The sequence below is a fragment of the Bradyrhizobium sp. SZCCHNS30572 genome (assembly GCF_032484415.1).
Classification (GTDB): domain Bacteria; phylum Pseudomonadota; class Alphaproteobacteria; order Rhizobiales; family Xanthobacteraceae; genus Bradyrhizobium.
The window spans coordinates 56,091-73,096 of record NZ_JAUESY010000006.1; the positions used below are offsets into that span (position 1 = coordinate 56,091).

General features: G+C 66.1%; 14 protein-coding genes. 9 read left to right on the forward strand and 5 right to left on the reverse strand.

Translation table 11 applies throughout. The features are described from left to right. Positions 1-166: 166 nt before the first annotated feature. A complete protein-coding gene (locus tag QX048_RS17365) occupies positions 167-1,519 on the reverse strand; it encodes an RsmB/NOP family class I SAM-dependent RNA methyltransferase (protein ID WP_316200542.1) in 1,353 nt (450 codons plus the stop codon). A gap of 255 nt (positions 1,520-1,774) precedes the next feature. On the opposite strand from QX048_RS17365, the gene QX048_RS17370 reads away from it, so the two are divergent. Beyond that, positions 1,775-1,969 (forward strand): DUF1674 domain-containing protein, encoded by a 195-nt coding sequence (locus QX048_RS17370; protein WP_315825830.1) that lies wholly within the window; start codon positions 1,775-1,777, stop codon positions 1,967-1,969. An 84-nt stretch (positions 1,970-2,053) separates the two neighbouring features. Here QX048_RS17370 and QX048_RS17375 read toward each other — a convergent pair whose 3' ends face one another. Further along, positions 2,054-2,548 (reverse strand): L,D-transpeptidase, encoded by a 495-nt coding sequence (locus tag QX048_RS17375; RefSeq protein WP_409998633.1) that lies wholly within the window; start codon positions 2,546-2,548, stop codon positions 2,054-2,056. Between the two features lie 228 nt (positions 2,549-2,776). Continuing rightward, positions 2,777-4,729: an acetate--CoA ligase gene (acs, locus tag QX048_RS17380; protein ID WP_315715872.1), complete on the reverse strand. Its 1,953-nt coding sequence runs from the start codon at positions 4,727-4,729 to the stop codon at positions 2,777-2,779. Between the two features lie 378 nt (positions 4,730-5,107). Between acs and QX048_RS17385 the strand changes: the two genes are divergently transcribed. Beyond that, positions 5,108-6,295 carry a DNA topoisomerase IB gene (locus QX048_RS17385; protein WP_315750595.1) on the forward strand — a complete coding sequence of 396 codons (1,188 nt, stop codon included), beginning with the start codon at positions 5,108-5,110 and terminating at the stop codon, positions 6,293-6,295. A gap of 12 nt (positions 6,296-6,307) precedes the next feature. Here the strand turns inward: QX048_RS17385 and QX048_RS17390 are convergent, their stop codons facing one another. After that, entirely contained in the window at positions 6,308-6,676 is a 369-nt protein-coding gene (locus QX048_RS17390) for a hypothetical protein (protein ID WP_316200543.1), read from the reverse strand. 482 nt (positions 6,677-7,158) lie between these two features. Here QX048_RS17390 and QX048_RS17395 point away from each other — a divergent pair, with 482 nt between their 5' ends. The 3 genes from QX048_RS17395 to QX048_RS17405 all read left to right on the forward strand — a co-directional run bounded on the left by QX048_RS17395 (position 7,159) and on the right by QX048_RS17405 (position 9,364). Next, a complete protein-coding gene (locus tag QX048_RS17395) occupies positions 7,159-7,713 on the forward strand; it encodes a fasciclin domain-containing protein (protein ID WP_315715875.1) in 555 nt (184 codons plus the stop codon). Positions 7,714-7,913: 200 nt separating this feature from the next. Then, the gene (locus tag QX048_RS17400; protein ID WP_316200544.1) at positions 7,914-8,567 is read left to right on the forward strand and encodes a cytochrome b/b6 domain-containing protein; all 654 of its coding nucleotides are present in this window, start codon (positions 7,914-7,916) and stop codon (positions 8,565-8,567) included. A 14-nt stretch (positions 8,568-8,581) separates the two neighbouring features. Continuing rightward, entirely contained in the window at positions 8,582-9,364 is a 783-nt protein-coding gene (locus QX048_RS17405) for a molybdopterin-dependent oxidoreductase (protein WP_316200545.1), read from the forward strand. 164 nt (positions 9,365-9,528) lie between these two features. Here QX048_RS17405 and QX048_RS17410 read toward each other — a convergent pair whose 3' ends face one another. Next, on the reverse strand, positions 9,529-10,725 hold the full coding sequence (locus tag QX048_RS17410) for a YbfB/YjiJ family MFS transporter (protein ID WP_316200546.1): 1,197 nt from the start codon (positions 10,723-10,725) through the stop codon (positions 9,529-9,531). Between the two features lie 276 nt (positions 10,726-11,001). Between QX048_RS17410 and leuB the strand changes: the two genes are divergently transcribed. The 4 genes from leuB (at position 11,002) to QX048_RS17430 (ending at position 16,315) form a co-directional block, all read left to right on the forward strand. Then, positions 11,002-12,114, forward strand: a complete 1,113-nt coding sequence (gene leuB, locus QX048_RS17415; protein WP_316200547.1) for a 3-isopropylmalate dehydrogenase — start codon at positions 11,002-11,004, stop codon at positions 12,112-12,114. Positions 12,115-12,681: 567 nt separating this feature from the next. Further along, positions 12,682-14,193, forward strand: coding sequence for a sugar ABC transporter ATP-binding protein (locus QX048_RS17420; RefSeq protein WP_315750602.1), 1,512 nt, complete (start codon positions 12,682-12,684; stop codon positions 14,191-14,193). Between the two features lie 4 nt (positions 14,194-14,197). Then, positions 14,198-15,238 (forward strand): ABC transporter permease, encoded by a 1,041-nt coding sequence (locus QX048_RS17425; RefSeq protein ID WP_316200548.1) that lies wholly within the window; start codon positions 14,198-14,200, stop codon positions 15,236-15,238. 135 nt (positions 15,239-15,373) lie between these two features. Next, positions 15,374-16,315, forward strand: a complete 942-nt coding sequence (locus QX048_RS17430) for an ABC transporter substrate-binding protein (protein WP_315750603.1) — start codon at positions 15,374-15,376, stop codon at positions 16,313-16,315. Positions 16,316-17,006 lie beyond the last annotated feature (691 nt).

Sequence of the window (17,006 nt, forward strand, 5' to 3'; positions counted from 1 at the left end):
TCCTTCATAGATCGCAACTGCCGCCGATACACCATTTTTGGCCCCGGTGCAGCACCATCGCGGGACCAGAATCTGGTGCAAAATCAGGATTTAACGGACTAACGCAACGCCGACGCCCTTAAAGCCCGACCGACGCAGGGCCGGCGCACGGCGCACGATGACACGCTCACGGCCGCCGCTCCAGTCTCGCCGCATAAAAACCATCGAGACCGCCGAGCCGGGGGTCCTGGTGCGGCAAATGGCAGGGCAGCGTGCGCAAGTCGCCGGCCGGGGTGACCAGCTCTGCCAGTCCCGCCACCTCGCCGGCGGTGACGGGGACGCGGCGCAGCTCGGTGGTTTGGGCCAGCACGCGCTCGACCACCTGCTCGCCCTCCTCGGGCTCCAGCGAACAGGTGCAGTAGACCAGGGTTCCGCCCGGCTTGATCAGGCTGCCCGCCCTGGTCAACAGCCGCGCCTGCAAGCCCGACAACGCGGCGATGTCGGCCTCGCTGCGCAACCAGCCGACGTCGGGATGACGCCGAATCGTGCCGGTCGAGGTGCAGGGCGCATCGAGCAGCAGGCCGTCGAAGCCGCCGCTGTCGGCGGGCTGCCATTCGGCGGCGTCGGCCACGACCGTCTCGGCGGTCAGCTGCAGCCGGGTCATGTTGTCCTTCAGCCGGTTCATCCGGGCCGGCGACCGGTCGACCGCGGTGACGCGGGCGCCGGCATGGGCGAGCTGAGCCGTCTTGCCGCCTGGCGCCGCGCAGAGGTCGGCGACGGCCTTGCCGCTGATGTCGCCGAGCAGGCGCGCAGGCAAGGCGGCGGCGGCGTCCTGCACCCACCATTGTCCCTCGGCGAAGCCCGGCAGCACCGTCACCGAACCATGCAGCACGGTGCGCACGGTGCCGGTCGACAGCACCTCGCCATGCAGCCGCGACGCCCATTGCGCCGGGTCCGACTTCACCGTGAGGTCGAGCGACGGCTCCTGGCCGAGCGCCGCGGCGATGTCCCTGGCGGTCGCTTCGCCATAATGATCGATCCAGCGCTTGAGCAGCCAGGGCGCGATGTCGAGCGGCTGACCGGCGGCATCGTCGAGCAGGGTTGCGCCCTCGCGCGCGCAGCGCCGCAGCACCGCGTTGACGAGCCCGGCATATTTCGCTGCGCGGCGGTCGGCCTGCACCAGGCGGACGGAGAGGTCGACGGCGGCGTGGTCAGGAACGTCCATCCAGAGGATCTGGGCGGCGCCGATCAGCAGCGCGCTCTGCGCCCGCGGCGCGTCGGTCGGCACGCCGCGATCCAGCAGCTGCGACAGCACGTGACCGAGCGTTCCAAGCCGCCGCAAGGTGGTGGCGACCAGCCGGCGCATCAGCGCGCGGTCGCGGTCGGCCAGATGCTTCAGTCCGGGATGTGCGCCGGTCCCGTCGAGCTGATCGTCGAGGGTGCGATGCTTGTGCAGCACGCCGTCGACCACGTCGGCGGCGATGCGCCGTGCCGCCAGGCCTGGGACTTCGGAAGGGGTCGCAAAACGCGGCGGAGGCATGCCTGGGAATTACTCGCGAAAGAAGAAAGGCAGTTCCGCGACCATCGGGTGCATGCCATCAGCTTGCGGGTCCTCTGTCACCGGAATATGCCAAATGTAAGAATCGGCTCTGCTTTTATTAGCCCTGTTTTTTCATGGGTGGGCACACGATCTGATGAGGTCGGGAACGAACCGGTTCAATGGTGGAATGGTACGATGAGCAACGAGCCCGAGAATGAGCCCAGGAGTGAGCCGAAGGGCAAGGCCGCTTTGGCCGTGGTCGCCAGCAATGAGTCGCCGCGCAAGCCGCTGACGCCGGCCGCGCAGCGCGCGCTGGCCGAGGCTGAGGAACGCCGCCGACTGGCAGCACAACAGACGAAGCCGATGCCGACGGAGTTGCAGGGGCCGAAAGGGCCGGAGCCGACCCGTTACGGCGACTGGGAGAAAAAGGGAATCATCTCGGACTTCTGACGGGATGTCCGCGCTCGGCTTTCGTTGTTCGGCGCCGGGCTTGCCGGTCCCGCGTTCGCCGCACTCCCGTATCGCAACGGTGACTCAGCGCGTGACCACCACCGTCGTGCCGATCGACACGCGCTCGTAGAGGTCGGTGATATCCGGGTTGAGCATGCGGATGCAGCCATACGAGACATAGCCGCCCACCGAATTCGGCACGTTGGTTCCGTGGATCGCATATTCGCCGCCGGCGAGCGTCAAGGCGGCAACGCCCATCGGATTGCGCGGCGAGCCGCCGGGAATGACGTCCGGCAGCTCCGGCTTGTCGCGCTTGACGTCGGCGGGCGGAGCCCAGGCCGGATTCTTGTACTTGCCGTCGATCTTGGTGGTGCCGGCCCATTGCCGGCCGGCCTTGCCGACGCCGACCGTGTAGCGCAAGGCGTGGCTGCCATCGAGCACGAGATAGAGTTTCCGCTCGCCGGTCCTCACGACGATCGTGCCCGGCGAAAAGTCGCCGGCGACGGCCACCAACTCGGGACGAGCCGACGCAGAGCCGGCCGTCGTGACCATGGTTCCGATCACCGACGCGGCCAGCATCGCCGCCTTCATTGTCAGCCAGACCGCCCCAGTCCGCATGGTCATCCCCTCAGCCGGTTCCGCGGCGCCTGCTCCCCGGCCGGGAGCACGCAGATCGCATGAGGAAAGGAAAACTCCGTCTGCGAGTAAATGACCTGAAAACAACACTCCCGCGGAATCAGCCGCGGGAGTGCGATGAGACTTGACGATTGCGGCGAACGCGCTCCGCGCCCGCGGGGCACGGCGTGCTTACGCCTGCTTCTCCTTGCGGTTCTGCCGGTGCTGGACGAGATCATCGACCACGCCGGGATCGGCAAGGGTCGAGGTGTCGCCCAGCGCGCCCGGCTCGTCCTCGGCGATCTTGCGCAGGATGCGGCGCATGATCTTGCCGGAGCGGGTCTTGGGCAGGCCGGGGGCGAACTGGATCTGGTCGGGCGAGGCGATCGGGCCGATCTCCTTGCGCACCCAGGCGACGAGCTCCTTGCGCAGCTCCTCGGTCGGCTGCTCGCCGGCCATCAGGGTGACATAGGCGTAGATGCCCTGGCCCTTGATGTCGTGGGGATAGCCGACCACGGCGGCTTCCGACACCTTGGGATGGGCAACCAGCGCGCTTTCCACCTCGGCCGTTCCCATGCGGTGGCCGGAGACGTTGATGACGTCGTCGACGCGGCCGGTGATCCAGTAATAGCCGTCGGCGTCGCGGCGACAGCCGTCGCCGGTGAAGTACTTGCCCTTGTAGGTCGAGAAGTAGGTCATCTCGAACCGGGCATGGTCGCCATACACCGTGCGCATCTGGCCCGGCCAGGACCGGGTGAGGCAGAGATTGCCCTCGGTCGCGCCTTCCAGCGTCTTGCCGTCGGCATCGACGATCTCGGGCACGACGCCGAAGAACGGCCGCGTCGCGGAGCCCGGCTTCAGTCTGGTCGCGCCCGGCAGCGGCGTGATCAGGATGCCGCCGGTCTCGGTCTGCCACCAGGTGTCGACGATCGGGCAGCGGTCGTCGCCGACGACGCGGTGATACCACTCCCAGGCTTCCGGATTGATCGGCTCGCCGACCGAGCCGAGCAGGCGCAGAGACGCGCGCGAGGTCTTCTTCACCGGCGCGTCGCCGCCCTGCATCAGCGCGCGGATCGCGGTCGGCGCGGTGTAGAAGATGTTGACCTTGTGCTTGTCGATGACGTTCCAGAACCGCGAATTGTCCGGATAGTTCGGCACGCCTTCGAACATCAGCGTGACGGCGCCATTGGCCAGCGGCCCATAGAGGATGTAGCTGTGACCGGTGACCCAGCCGACGTCGGCGGTGCACCAGTAGACGTCGCCCTCGTGATAGTCGAACACGTATTGATGCGTCATCGCGGCGTAGACGAGATAGCCGCCGGTGGTGTGCAGCACGCCCTTGGGCTGGCCGGTCGAGCCCGAGGTGTAGAGGATGAACAGCGGATCCTCCGCATTCATCGGCTCGCACGGGCATTCGGTGGTCACCATCTCGGCGGCCTCGTGGTACCAGAGGTCGCGGCTCGGATTCATCTCGATCTTGCCGCCGGTGCGCTTGACCACGACGACCCAGTCGACATTGTCGACCTTGTTCAGCGCTGCGTCGACATTGGCCTTGAGCGGCACCTTGCGGCCGCCGCGCAGGCCCTCGTCGGCGGTGATGATGATCTTGGAATCGCAGTCCTTGATGCGCTGGGCGAGCGAGTCCGGCGAGAAGCCGGCGAACACCACCGAGTGGATGGCGCCGATGCGGGCGCAGGCCAGCATCGCATAGGCGGCCTCCGGGATCATCGGCAGATAGATGGTGACGCGGTCGCCCTTCTTGACGTTGCGGTTGCGCAGGATGTTGGCCATCCTGCACACCTCGTCGTGCAGCTCGCGATAGGTGATGTGCTTTGACTGCGAGGGGTCGTCGCCTTCCCAGATGATCGCGGTCTGGTCGCCGCGGGTGGCGAGATGGCGGTCGATGCAGTTATAGGCGGCGTTGAGGACGCCGTCCTCGAACCATTTGATCGAGATGTTGCCGGGTGCGTAGGAGACGTTCTCGATTCTCGTCGGCGCCTTGACCCAATCGACGCGCCTGGCCTGCTCGGCCCAGAAGCCGTTGGGGTCCTTGATCGAGCGCGCGTACATCTCCTGGTACTTCGCGTCGTCGACAAAGGCGCGTTTCGCCCACTCGGCCGGAACGTCGTAGATCTTCTCGGACATTTCACACCCTCCACATGCGGCCTGCCGTCGATCCCGCGCAGGCCATCGTTGTTCCCACTATGCGTCCGCGTAACCGGCGGCGACAAGGCAAGACAAGTAGGACCTTCGGCGGGGAGGCGGTCTGAGCAGGATCAAAGAATTGTGCGCGGAGGTTGCGTGCGCCGGCCGCGCCTCGGAGATCGCTACAGTCTGCAGCATCAAGGTTACCCGGAATCGGGGCGGGTACCGGTATTTTGAAACCGCTTTGCCCAAAATTAGGGACTCGCTATCCGGCCCATCACGCCCTAAATCGCCTTGAAGCTGTGGATAACCCGGCCGGAACCAAACCGGACTCCGGGGCATTGAGCGGATGAAAACGACGGCAGGGCGTCTAAAGCAATGATGGACCAGCAGAATTTCGAGAGCCCGCGGGTCGGCCCGGCCGATCCCGAGGTCGCGCTCGCGAAAGCGCTGGGCCAGTGGCCGCCCAAGCCGCCGCGCCGCAAGCTGAGCTTGAAGGATCTGGCCCACGCCAAGACCGCCGACGCGCAAGGCAATGCCAAGACCTCGGTCGAGGAGCTCGCCAAGCGCATCGGGCTGAAGCTCGGCGACCAGACCGCGCTGACCATCCGCCGCATCAGGCGGGGCAAGAGCTATACCTTCATCCGCGCCAACGGCACCCCGATCCGCCACGCCGGCACCATCCGCCGCCTGCATGCGATGGCGGTGCCGCCGGCCTATCGCGAGGTGCGCTACGCCCCCGATCCGAACCTGCATCTGCAGGCGGTTGGCGTCGATGCCGCCGGCCGGCTGCAATACCGCTATCACGCCGACTGGGAGAAGGTGCGCGAGCATCGCAAGGCGCATCGCCTCGCCAAGCTGGTCGGCGCGCTGCCGCGCATCCGTCGCGCGGTGTCGAAACATCTCGCCGGCGACCAGCCGACGCGCGAGTTCGCGCTCGCTGCTGTCATCGAGCTGATCGCGCGCACGGCCATTCGCCCCGGCAACGAGTCCTATGCCCGGCTGAACGGCACGCGCGGCGCCACCACACTGTTGAAGTCGAACGTCACGCTCGAGGATGACTCCCTGGTGCTGACCTTCAAGGCCAAGGGCGGCAAGGCCGTGCGCAAGGAATGCGACGCCGCCAAGCTGGTGCGGGCCGTCGGCATTTTGCGCGGCGTGCCCGGCCGCCGCATGTTCCAATACCGCGACGCCCAGGGCGTGGTGCGCGCCGTCTCGACCACGCAGGTCAACGCCTTCCTGCGCGAGATCGCCGGCATCAAGATCTCGCTGAAGGATTTCCGCACGCTGATGGCCTCCGCCGTGGCGCTGGAGACCTTGTCGCGGATCACGCCGGCGGCGAGCGCGCGCGGCCGCAAGAAGCAGATCCTGGAAGCGATCCGCGCCGCCGCCGACGAGCTCACCAACACGCCGGCGATCTGCCGCAAGAGCTACGTGCACGACACCATAGTCACGGCGTTCGAGGACGGCATTCTCGAACGCTTCGCCGCCACCATGAAGGGCCAGCGCTCGCAGACGCGGCGCGAGCAATTGCTGGCGCAGGTGGTGACGGCGGTCTCGGCCTGACGCCGCAATTCATCAAGCCTGGCAGCGCGGCCCGATCTTGGCCGACGCAAGGAAGCGGGCGATCGGATCGAGCTGCCGGCACGGCGCCGCCGCGGTCTTCACCGGCGCGGCCTCGCGCCTGGCCGGCCGCAGCACGGTCGACTTGCTGGCCGGCTTGGCGCGGCGGGCAGCCGACGCACCACGTCCCTCCGCGCGCACGGCCCGCGAGAGCAGCGGCAGGCGCGCGCCTTCGTTGAGATCGAGCGGCGGTGTTTCGAAACTGCGATCGGACTCGTTCAACGTATCAACGCCGGGAATGGGCTCGCGGATCAGCGACGACGTCGCTTCGCCCGCGATGTCGCCGGGCGATACCGCGGCAAGCACCATCTTCGTTGCAAGCAAGCAGCAGATTATCACGAGGCAGAACCCCGCAATCCAGATCGTTCTGTTCACTGTAGGAAACCCCCGCCGATCGCGCCGGACAGTGCAGGACATCCCCTTCCCGCAGCCGGCGCCGTGCCGACCAATCAACCTTAAGAAAGTCTTACTCGCAATGTTTTCGGCAGGTTCGGCCGGGCTCGGCTCGCATTGTAGTTAATGGCGACGATGATCGGTCATCGGCGTCGGCCAATGACCGACAGAGAGCTGATCAGTTCGCAGCAGGCTGCGACAATGCGGCGCGGATCTCGTTCAATGAGTCGGCGAGACGATCTCGATCGCCGCAGGTTTCACGGATCACGTTAAATTATGCGCCGAAACTCGCTTCCGAACGCGGCGTAGCTCGGCCTGACACGACGCAAGAGCGCATCCGCTCAAGATCAGCATCGGTGTCGCAGTCGAACTCATCACGCGGCTCTGCCGCCGCCTTTCATAGGGAGCTACCCATGTCCAAGCGCATTGCCTTTCTCGCTGCCGCCGCCTTCAGCGCGCTGTCGCTGACCTCGACCTTCGTCGCGCCCGCCAGCGCCGAGGAGAAGACCGTGATGGTCGGAGGCGCGGCGATGTATCCGTCGAAGAACATCGTGCAGAACGCGGTCAATTCGAAGGATCACACGACGCTGGTCGCCGCGGTGAAGGCCGCCGGCCTCGTGCCGACGCTGGAAGGCAAGGGACCGTTCACGGTGTTCGCGCCGACCAATACCGCGTTCGGCAAGCTGCCGGCAGGCACCGTCGACAGCCTCGTCAAGCCGGAGAACAAGGCGACGCTGACCAAGATCCTCACCTATCACGTCGTGCCCGGCAAGCTCGAGGCGTCCGACCTGAAGGACGGCCAGATGCTGAAGACGGTCGAGGGCGAGCAGCTCACCGTCAAGCGCGAGGGCAAGAACGTCATGATCGTCGACGCCAAGGGCGGCACCTCGATGGTGACGATCCCCAACGTCAACCAGTCGAACGGCGTCATCCACGTGGTCGACACCGTGCTGATGCCGGCGTCCTGAGGCCCGGCGCGACACCGGACACATCCGTTTCTTCCTCCTCCTCGCGGATGTGACCAGGAGCGAGCCGGGCCACCCCCGGCTCGCTTTTTTGTGAACGCGATAGTTTCTGCGTATCGTTTTGATCGGCGCCGCGGTGTAACGGAGCCCGCCGAGCCGGCGTATAATTGGCGTGACGAATGCAAGCGACGGAGCCGACCGCCATGACGAGCGCCACCACCAGCGCCCCCTCCACCCTCGCGGCGACCGGGGGAGCTGTAACCGGAGTCGCGACCAAGGCCATTCAGCCGGCCTGGGTGCGCGTCATGCATTGGATCAACGCCGTCGCAATGATCATGATGATCATGTCGGGCTGGCAGATCTACAATGCCTCGCCGCTGTTCGACTTCCGCTTCGACCGCAGCTTCACGCTCGGCGGCTGGCTCGGCGGCGCGCTGCTGTGGCACTTCGCGGCGATGTGGCTGCTGATGCTGAACGGCCTCGCCTATCTCGTCACCGGTCTCGCCACCGGCCGGTTCCGCCGCAAGCTGCTGCCGATCTCGCCGGCGTCCGTCGTCGCCGACCTCAAGGCCGCGCTGACGTTCAAGCTCGCCCATGACGACCTCACCGTCTACAACGCGGTGCAGAAGCTGCTCTATCTCGGCATCATCTGCGTCGGCATCGTCGTCGTGCTCACGGGCCTGTCGATGTGGAAGCCGGTGCAGCTGCACTGGCTGGTGAGCCTGTTCGGCGACTATCCGGCGGCGCGCTACGTCCATTTCGTCTGCATGGCGCTGATCTGCGCCTTCCTGGTGATCCACATCCTGCTCGCGCTGCTGGTGCCGAAGAGCCTGCGCGCGATGATCATCGGCCGCTGAGAGGAGAGACAACCATGGCGAAACGTCCGTTCCTCATTCCCGGCGTCGACAAGCGGCTCCTGATCAAGGACTCGCTGAAGGTGATGCCCGATCTCACGCGGCGCCGCTTCATCACCGGTGGCGCCAGCCTCGGCGCGCTGACCTTGCTCGCCGGCTGCGACGTCGTCGACGGCGACACCGCCGAGGAGCTGCTCAAGAAGGTCTCGAAGTTCAACGACGCGGTGCAGGCCTGGATGTTCAACCCCGATGCGCTGGCGCCGACCTTCCCGGGGAGCGCGATCACCAAGCCGTTCCCGTTCAATGCCTACTACACGCTCGACGAGGCGCCGGAGATCGACGCCGTCGACTGGAAGCTCGAGGTGCGCGGCCTCGTCGACAACAAGAAGTCGTGGACGCTCGACGAGCTGCACGCGCTGCCCCAGGTGACGCAGATCACGCGCCACATCTGCGTCGAGGGCTGGAGCGCGATCGGCTCCTGGACCGGCACTCCGCTGCGCGACTTCCTCACGCTGATCGGCGCGGACACCCGCGCGAAATATGTCTGGTTCAACTGCGCCGACAAGGACGGCTACAACTCGCCTCTGGACATGCGCACCGCGCTGCATCCGCAGACCCAGATGACCTTCAAGTTCGCCGACCAGATCCTGCCGCGCGCCTACGGCTACCCGATGAAGATCCGCGTGCCCACCAAGCTCGGCTTCAAGAACCCCAAATACGTCGTCGCGATGGAAGTCACCAACGACTACAAGGGCGGCTACTGGGAGGATCAGGGGTACAATTCGTTCAGCGGGAGCTGATCTCCCGCCAATCGAGCCCGGATGGCGGCCGCAATCTCCGCTGTCGTCCCTGCGAACGCAGGGACCCATAACCACAGGCCGTGATGAGGCAGGCAACTACCAGCCAGATTCCTCGATAGCGTCGGCGGTAGGGGTCCCTGCGTTCGCAGGGACGACACCGTCGATCAGGCTCGATCGGTGGCTTTCAACTTCCCCTGCAGCGCCGCCATTGCCGCGCCCAACAGCAACAGCGCCGCCGACACATTCAGCGCATAGGTCAGGCTTCCCATCGCATCGGTGATCGCGCCGACCGCGAACGGACCCAGCGTCTGGCCGACGCCGAACGAGATGGTCAGCGCCGCGATCGCGCGCGGCCAAGCGGCTTGCGGCAGGTTGAAGCGCACGAAGGCCGTCGTCGCGGTCGTCACCGTCGAGAACGCGATGCCGAACACTGCGGCCGACAAGGTCAGCATGACGGGCGAATGGCTGAGCGAGGGCAGGGCGGCGCCGATCGCGTTGATGGTGAGGATGAGGGCGGTGGGCCAGCCGCCGCGATCGAGCGCCAGCACGCGGCGCCACACCCAGGGCGTGGTGAAGCCGGCGAGGCCAATGAGGCACCAGAAGCCGGATTGCGCCGCGGCGCCGCCGCCGAGGTCGCGGACATAGGCGATCATGAAGGTGAGATAGGCGATGTAGCCCGCGCCGTAGAGGAAGTAGCCGAACAGATAGATCGCCATCGGCCGCAGCGAGACGCGGTCCGCGCGCGTCTCCGGCATGGCGGCGTTCGCTGGAAGCCGCATCAGCAGCAGCGGCACGATCAGCATTGCGCCGGCGCCTGCGAGCACCGCCCACACGATCCACCATGAGCCGGGCCCGAACGCCTGCAGCACGAACGGCGCGATCAGGCCTGAGATGACGATGCCGAGCGGCGGCCCGGCATAGAACAGGCTCAGCACGAAGCTCGCCTGCGCCGGCCGCGCCAAGGCGACCCGCGCCGCCACCGCGCCGCCGGCCACCAGCGCCACGCCGGCGCCGATGCCGGTCACGAGCCGCGCCAGGCTGAGCGCAATGAAGTCGCCCGTCATGGCGCAGACGACGAGAGAGACCAAAGCCGCCAGCGTGCCGCCGCGCACCGCGGTCAGCCCGCCGAACCGCCGGGCCGTCTGCGCGGCGATCAACGCCCCGATCAGATAGCCGGCGGCATTGACCGTGTTCATGAAGCCGGCCGCCGAATACGACCAGTGCAGCGTGTCGCGCATGTCCGGCAGCACCAGCGCATAGGCGAAGCGGCCGATGCCGAGACCGATGATGGGACCGAGCGACAGCGTGAGGTTGGTCAGCGCCGGGTGGGCCGGCGGCGGATCGGAACGGGAGATCGGCAAGACATGCTCCGGCGTGGCGCATATCCGGCAAATCATGCTGCTCGGCCGCCAGTTTCGAGCACAGTACAGCCTTGCCCGGCGCGACAGAAGGCGGGCGGCGGCAATGGTGGCTTGCCAACCGCGCAGGAGCGCTTTAGCACTCCGCCGATTTTGCAACTCTCGTCATTGCCGGGCTGCTGTCCCCGACCCATCGGGGGCGAGCCGGCAATCCAACCAAAAGATGACGGATGTCCGGGCTCAGGCCCCGGCATGACAAGCCCCGTGAGGACAACGACCATGGCGACCCAGAAGCTCCTTTTGCTGCCCGGCGACGGCATCGGCCCCGAAGTGATGGCCGAGGTGAAGCGGCTGATCGGCTGGCTCAACGCCAAGGGGCTGGCCTCGTTCGAGACCGAGGAGGGCCTGGTCGGCGGCGCCGCCTATGACGCCCACGGCGCCTCGATCTCGGAAGCCGACATGGACAAGGCCAAGGCGGCCGACGCCATCATCTTCGGCGCCGTCGGCGGCCCGAAGTGGGACGGCGTGCCCTACGAGGTCCGCCCCGAAGCCGGCCTGCTCCGCCTGCGCAAGGATCTCGGCCTGTTCGCCAATCTGCGTCCCGCCGTGTGCTATCCGGCGCTCGCCGACGCCTCCAGCCTGAAGCGCGAGATCGTCGAGGGTCTCGACATCATGATCGTGCGCGAGCTCACCGGCGGCGTGTATTTCGGCGAGCCCAAGACCATCACCGACCTCGGCAACGGCCAGAAGCGCGCGGTCGATACCCAGGTCTACGACACCTATGAGATCGAGCGCATCGCCCGCGTCGCCTTCGACCTGGCGCGCAAGCGCAAGAACAAGGTGACGTCGATGGAGAAGCGCAACGTCATGAAGTCCGGCGTGCTCTGGAACGAGGTCGTCACGGCGGTCCACGCGCGCGAGTACAAGGACGTCACGCTCGAGCACCAGCTCGCCGATTCCGGCGGCATGAACCTCGTGAAGTATCCGAAGATGTTCGACGTCATCGTCACCGACAATCTGTTCGGCGACATGCTGTCGGACATCGCGGCGATGCTGACGGGATCGCTCGGCATGCTGCCGTCGGCCTCGCTCGGCGAGGTCGACGCCAAGACCCACAAGCGCCGCGCGCTGTACGAGCCGGTGCACGGCTCGGCGCCGGACATTGCCGGCAAGGGTCTCGCCAACCCGATCGCGATGCTGACGTCGTTCGGCATGGCGCTGCGCTACTCCTTCGACATGGGCGCGCTCGCCGACAAGCTCGACGCCGCCATCGCCGCCGTGCTCGCCTCCGGCCTGCGCACCGCCGACATCAAGGCCGAAGGCTCGACCCCGGCCTCGACCGCGCAGATGGGCGAGGCGATCATCAAGGAGCTGGAGAAGCTCACGGCGTAGTTGGAGCCGAGGTTCCGCCGCGCCGAAGGTGCACTCCCCTCCCCCTTGCGGGGAGGGGTCCGGGGTGGGGGTCCACACCCAGTGAGCCCCGCTTGAGGCACCGTCTCACCTGCCCAGACGATTACTTTTCGTCGTTGCACGTCTCGACCCGAACTCATCACATCAAGTATCGCCCGGGGACCCCCACCCCCGACCCCTCCCCGCAAGGGGGAGGGGGGGCTCACCGTCGTTGTCGAGATAGCGCAAATTCAACGCACGACGTGTTCGATCGCGCCACCGGGCGCGTCGTCGCTATTCCGCGGTCGCGTCCTGCAGGCGCATCGCAAGGCCTGTCGATTTTACCTATAGACTTTCATCCCCGGATGAATAGCCTGACCCCAACGCCGCGCCATTGAATGGACGCGGGCTCGCACGCGTTCGACATGATGCGTGCGAAGGCCGGGGAGGATGAATGTGATCGCGCTTGCGATGCGATATGTCGCTCGCCGTGCATGGTGTCGTCGCCAATGTCGCGACCACCGCCCCGTGGCGATTGTACGCAACCTCGCTCACCACAAACGCTGACGCATGACTGCGCCGCTCATCTCCGTTCACGGGCTGTGCAAGAGCTTCCCCGGCGTCCGGGCGCTGCACAATGTCAGGTTCGAGCTGCGCGCCGGCGAGGTCCATGCCGTGATGGGCGAGAACGGCGCCGGCAAGTCGACCTTGATGAAGATCCTCGCCGGCGTCTACCGCAAGGACTCCGGCGAGATCATCTACGACGGCGCCAGCGTCGATTTTCCAGGACCGCGCGAGGCGCAGGCCGCCGGCATCGGGATCATTCATCAGGAGCTGCAACTGATGAACCACCTCACGGTGGCGCAGAACATCTTCATCGGGCGCGAGCCGATGAAGGCGTTCGGGCTGCTGCTCGATGAGGACAGGCTCAACCGGCAGGCGGCCGAGCTGCTTGCCCAGCTCAATCTGTCGATCGACCCGCGCACGACAGTCGGCGGGCTGACGGTGGCCAGGCAGCAGATGGTGGAGATCGCCAAGGCGCTGTCGTTCAACTCGCGCGTCCTGATCATGGACGAGCCGACCGCCGCGCTGAACAATCGCGAGATCGCCGAGCTGTTCAAGATGATCCGCGCCTTGAAGGCACGCGGCGTCGGCATCGTCTACATCTCCCACAAGATGGACGAGCTGAAGCAGATCGCCGATCGCGTCACCGTGCTGCGCGACGGCGAGTATGTCGCGACGGTGCCGGCCGAGACCACCACGATCGAGACCATCATCGGCATGATGGTGGGCCGCACCTTGGGCGACGCGCGCGTCGCGGGCACGCAGCCCGCCGGCGCGATCGCGCTGGAGGTGCGCGGGCTCAACTGCGGGCCGCTGGTCCGCGACGTCAGCTTCACCCTGCGCAAGGGCGAGATCCTCGGCTTTGCCGGCCTGATGGGGGCCGGCCGCACCGAGGTCGCGCGCGCGATCTTCGGCGCCGACGCCGTTCCGTCCGGGGATATTCTCGTCGACAATCGCAAGGTGACGATCCGCTCGCCGGCGCATGCGGTCGCCCACGGCATCGGTTATCTTTCCGAGGACCGCAAGCGCTTCGGCCTCGCCACCGGCATGGACGTCGAGTCCAACGTCGTGATGTCGAACCTCGCGAACTACCTTGCAATGAAGTTCATGCTCAGGAAGCGCGCGATCCGCGACACCGCCGGCCGCTTCATCCGGATGCTGAACATCCGCACGCCTTCGGCGTCGCAGCAGGTTCGCCTGCTGTCCGGCGGCAACCAGCAGAAGATCGTGATCGCCAAATGGCTCGATCGCGATTGCGACATCCTGTTCTTCGACGAGCCGACCCGCGGCATCGACATCGGCGCCAAGAACGAGATCTACCGCCTGCTGCGCGCGCTGGCCGACCAGGGCAAGGCGATCGTCATGATCTCCTCGGAGCTTCCCGAGGTGATCAGGATGAGCGACCGCATCGTCGTGATGTGCGAGGGCCGCATCACCGGCGAATTGTCGCCGGACGAGGCCACGCAGGAGCGGATCATGCAGCTGGCCACCCAGCGCGAAACCATGAAGGCAGGCTGACGGCATGAGCGACCCCGCATTGGTCAAGGATCAGGTCAAGGATGGCCTCGCGCCGAGCGGCGCGATGGCCGCGCTGCGGCGCCGTCTGCTCGGGCCTGCAGCGCTGCAGAAGCTGCTGGCGTTCGCGAGCCTCGTGCTGCTGCTGGTCTATTTCAGCTTCGCCTCGCCGGCGTTCATGCAGACCGACAACATGATCAACATCCTGCAGGCGACCGCGGTCAACGGCGTGCTGGCGATCGCCTCGACCTTCGTGATCATCACCGCCGGCATCGATCTGTCGGTCGGCACGCTGATGACCTTCTGCGCGGTGATGGCCGGCGTGTTCCTCACCTATTGGGAGCTGCCGATGTGGACCGGCATCGTCGCGGCGATCGTGACCGGCGCGCTCAGCGGCGCGCTGTCGGGCACGGTCATCACCAAGATGAAGGTGCCGCCGTTCATCGCGACGCTCGGCATGATGCTGGTGCTGAAGGGGCTGGCCCTGGTCGTCTCGGGCAGCAAGCCGATCTATTTCACCAACACCGAGAACTTCTCGATGATCTCGCAGGACTCCCTGCTCGGCACGCTCGTGCCGGCGCTGCCGATTCCCAATGCAGCCCTGATCCTGTTCGCGATGGCGGTGCTGGCCTCCGTCGTTCTCAACCGCACCGCGCTCGGCCGCTACACCTTCGCGATCGGCAGCAACGAGGAGGCGGTGCGGCTCTCCGGCGTCAATGTCGACCGCTGGAAGATCATCATCTACGGCCTCGGCGGCGCCATCTGCGGAGTCGCGGGACTGCTGATCGCGTCGCGCATCAATTCCGCCCAGCCGGCGCTCGGCCAGGGCTATGAGCTCGATGCGATCGCTGCCGTCGTGATCGGCGGCACGTCGCTGAGCGGCGGCACCGGCACCATTCTCGGCACCATCATCGGGGCCTTCATCATGAGCGTTCTGACCAACGGCTTGCGCATCCTCTCGGTGGCCCAGGAATGGCAATTCGTCGTCACCGGGGTCATCATCATTCTCGCTGTTTACGCCGACATGCTCCGTCGAAACCGCGCCTGACCCTTCAAGGAGGACCAGCGACCAGCACCGCTCCGACGTCGCGCTGAAGACTGCGCTGCCCGCCGACAGCGAGCGGCGACGACCACGATCATCACTGTAACGACAAGGTCACTGAAGAGAGCAGAGGAAACACCAATGTTGAGCAAGCATCTCCTCGGCGTCGCGCTCGGCGCCCTCATGGTCGCGGGAGTGTCCGCGAGCGCGCGTGCCGATGATGTCTACATCCCCCTCGTCTCCAAGGGCTTCCAGCACCAGTTCTGGCAGGCGGTGAAGCTCGGCGCCGAGCAGGCCGCGAAGGCCGCCAACGTCAAGATCACCTTCGAAGGGCCGGAAACCGAGGCCATGGTCGACAAGCAGATCGACATGCTCTCCGCGGCGCTCGCCAAGAAGCCGCAGGCGATCGGCTTCGCCGCGCTCGATTCCAAGGCCGCCATTCCGCTCCTGAAGAAGGCGCAGGCCGCCAAGATCCCGGTGATCGCCTTCGACTCCGGCGTCGACAGCGACATTCCGCTGACCACCTGCACCACCGACAACCTCGCCGCGGCGGGCCTCGCCGCTGACAAGATGGCCGACATGATCGGCGATGCCGGCGACGTCGCCGTGGTCGTGCACGACCAGACCAGCCGCACCGGCATCGACCGTCGCGACGGCTTCCTCAAGCGCATCAAGGACAAGCATCCGAACATCAAGATCGTCAGCGTGCAGTATGGCGGCGGCGATCAGCTCAAATCGACCGAGATCACCAAGTCGATCCTGCAGGCCAATCCGAATCTCAAGGGCATCTTCGGCGCCAATGAGGGCTCGGCGATCGGCGTGCTCAACGGCGTCAAGGAGATGAAGAAGAAGATCGTCGTGATCGGCTACGATTCCGGCAAGCAGCAGAAGGCCGCGATCATGTCGGGCGAGATGGCTGGCGCCATCACCCAGAACCCGATCGGCATCGGCAGTTGCACCGTGGAGTCAGCGGTCAAGGCGTTGAAGGGCGAGAAGCTGCCGAAGGTCACCGACACCGGCTTCTATTGGTACGACAAGTCCAACATCACCGACCCGAAGATCGCGGCTGTGCTGTACGATTGAGACCGGTGCGAGGTCGGGCCGGGCGATCGCATATGATGATCTGAGTTTGCGGCGGTCCATCTCCGCGCCGTCATGGCCGGGCTCGTCCCGGCCATCCACATCGCGAGGCATCCTGGGAAGGACGTGGATGCCTGGGACAAGCCCGGGCATGACGGAGTAGCCAACTCGCACGCTTGCTTGTCGCGACTGCTCGTCGGGCAAATCAGATCAGCTCTCGGGTGCGATCGATGGCGATTGACGGAGGTTGCCGCTCGTCCCGTGGCTCTATTCCCTTCGCGGCGAAGAACTTATTTCGCCCGCGATTTCAATCTCCTCCGCTTGATCAGTCGGCCTCCGCCAAAAATTCCACTTTCGTTTTTCCAGAATCCATGGTCTTCTCCCTCCATCCCGCTTCGCTTGCGAGGGACGTTTCGCGATCGTCACGAGGCGTGAGGCGGGAATGCGGTGGCCGCGAGGGCTCGCAGCATGTCCTAGGGGCATGCGGACGAACGAGGCTCTTGCGGACGTGAAGCTGCGTGGTCCTGGCGCCCCGATGCTGGCGCCAAGTCGGAAGGGCGATGATCCCGACGACGACGGTGGCTAACAGGCCGGACACCGGGGAGAGCGTAGAGTAAGCGTGAAAACCATCGCGCAGGGAAGGCCGGGTCGATTCGGCTGTACCTGTGGTTCCTGCCCCGTGCATTTTTTCCGC

Bases quoted from the DNA above. Each gene is read 5' to 3' on its own strand.
- QX048_RS17385 (WP_315750595.1), top strand. From the start codon at position 5,108: ATGATGGACCAGCAGAATTTCGAGAGCCCGCGGGTCGGCCCGGCCGAT.
- QX048_RS17405 (WP_316200545.1), top strand. From the start codon at position 8,582: ATGGCGAAACGTCCGTTCCTCATTCCCGGCGTCGACAAGCGGCTCCTG.
- acs (WP_315715872.1), bottom strand. From the start codon at position 4,729: ATGTCCGAGAAGATCTACGACGTTCCGGCCGAGTGGGCGAAACGCGCC.
- QX048_RS17375 (WP_409998633.1), bottom strand. From the start codon at position 2,548: ATGCTGGCCGCGTCGGTGATCGGAACCATGGTCACGACGGCCGGCTCT.
- QX048_RS17425 (WP_316200548.1), top strand. From the start codon at position 14,198: ATGAGCGACCCCGCATTGGTCAAGGATCAGGTCAAGGATGGCCTCGCG.
- QX048_RS17420 (WP_315750602.1), top strand. From the start codon at position 12,682: ATGACTGCGCCGCTCATCTCCGTTCACGGGCTGTGCAAGAGCTTCCCC.
- QX048_RS17400 (WP_316200544.1), top strand. From the start codon at position 7,914: ATGACGAGCGCCACCACCAGCGCCCCCTCCACCCTCGCGGCGACCGGG.
- leuB (WP_316200547.1), top strand. From the start codon at position 11,002: ATGGCGACCCAGAAGCTCCTTTTGCTGCCCGGCGACGGCATCGGCCCC.
- QX048_RS17395 (WP_315715875.1), top strand. From the start codon at position 7,159: ATGTCCAAGCGCATTGCCTTTCTCGCTGCCGCCGCCTTCAGCGCGCTG.
- QX048_RS17365 (WP_316200542.1), bottom strand. From the start codon at position 1,519: ATGCCTCCGCCGCGTTTTGCGACCCCTTCCGAAGTCCCAGGCCTGGCG.
- QX048_RS17430 (WP_315750603.1), top strand. From the start codon at position 15,374: ATGTTGAGCAAGCATCTCCTCGGCGTCGCGCTCGGCGCCCTCATGGTC.